The organism is Mesorhizobium sp. M2A.F.Ca.ET.037.01.1.1 (genome assembly GCF_003998075.1).
Lineage (GTDB): Bacteria > Pseudomonadota > Alphaproteobacteria > Rhizobiales > Rhizobiaceae > Mesorhizobium.
Genome location: NZ_RZSA01001315.1, coordinates 1 through 1455, shown reverse-complemented (window position 1 = coordinate 1455; position 1455 = coordinate 1). Strand labels below are relative to the sequence as shown.

At 66.7% G+C, this 1455-nt stretch carries 1 protein-coding gene; it reads left to right on the top strand.

What is annotated here, in order from left to right:
* Nucleotides 1-129: 129 nt before the first annotated feature.
* Nucleotides 130-1440: a hemolysin family protein gene (locus tag EOA27_RS36300; RefSeq protein ID WP_126081699.1), complete on the top strand. Its 1311-nt coding sequence runs from the start codon at nucleotides 130-132 to the stop codon at nucleotides 1438-1440.
* Nucleotides 1441-1455 lie beyond the last annotated feature (15 nt).

The window sequence follows — 1455 nt, the reverse complement described above, 5'->3', positions numbered from 1 at the left end:
GTCCTCGACGCGCTTGTCGGGCATTTCGCGGCGCCGCTTTGGGATGCCGCCTGAACATTGCGCCTGTCATCTTCCAAAAATACCGGCAGGCTATTTTCGAATGCGCTGCAGCAATGCTATTGACCGCCCATGCTTTACGTTGAAATCGCCGTCGTTGCCGTCCTCATCTTGGTGAACGGCCTTTTGTCGATGTCGGAGCTTGCCATCGTCTCGTCGCGGCCCGCCCGCCTCAAGGCGATGATCGACCGCAACATCAAGGGTGCCGGCCGCGCGCTGGCGCTGGGCTCGAACCCCGGCAAGTTCCTGTCCTCGGTGCAGATCGGCATCACCCTGGTGGGCGTTCTCTCAGGCGCGTTCTCGGGCGCGACGCTTGGTGAGCGGCTGGCGCAATATCTGGCGTCGACCGGCATCCGCGAAAACATCGCCGACCCCGTCGGTGTCGGCATCGTCGTCGCCTTGATCACCTATGCCTCGCTGATCGTCGGCGAGCTGGTGCCGAAGCAGATCGCGCTCAAGGACCCGGAACGCGTCGCGGTCAGGGCCGCGCCGGCAATGACGATCCTCGCCACCGTCTCGGCGCCGCTGGTCTTCCTGCTCGACCTCTCCGGCCGCGCCGTGCTGTGGCTGCTCGGCCAGGCCGGCGAAGCGGAAGAGAAGGTCACTGACGAGGAGATCAAGATGCTGGTCGCCGAGGCCGAGCACCATGGCACCATCGAATCCGACGAGCGCCGCATGATCGCCGGCGTGATGCGGCTCGGCGACCGCGCCGTGCGCGCCGTGATGACGCCGCGCACGGAGGTCGACTGGCTCAACCTGCAATCCGACGAGACGGTGACCCGAAAGCTTCTGATGGAAACGCAGCACTCGCGATTGCCGGTCGGCGACGGCAATGTCGACGCCACGGTCGGCGTCATCCAGACGCGCGACGTGCTGGCCGCCCTTCTCGCCGGCAGGGTGCTGGATCCGCGCCAGCACGTGCGCGCCGCACCCATCGTGCATGACCAGGCCGACGCGCTCGACGTGCTGCAGAAGCTCCGGGAATCGGATGTGCCGATGGCACTGGTGCATGATGAGTACGGCCATTTCGAAGGCATCGTCACGCCGGCCGACATCCTCGAAGCGATCACCGGCGTGTTCCGCTCCGACCTCGAGGCCGGCGAGGAGGAGAACGCCGTCAAGCGCGACGACGGCTCCTGGCTGCTCGCGGGCTACATGCAGGCCGACGAGATGGCCGAGGTGCTGGGCATCGACCTGCCGGAGAACCGCGACTACGAGACCGTCGCCGGCTATGTGCTGTCGCATCTCCACCACCTGCCGACGACCGGCGAGTGCGTCGACGCGCAAGGCTGGCGTTTCGAGGTGGTCGACCTCGACGGCCGGCGCATCGACAAGCTGATCGCCACCCGCCTGCCCGACGGGCATCGGCCCGTGGCGCGCTGAGCGGAACCTTAGCGT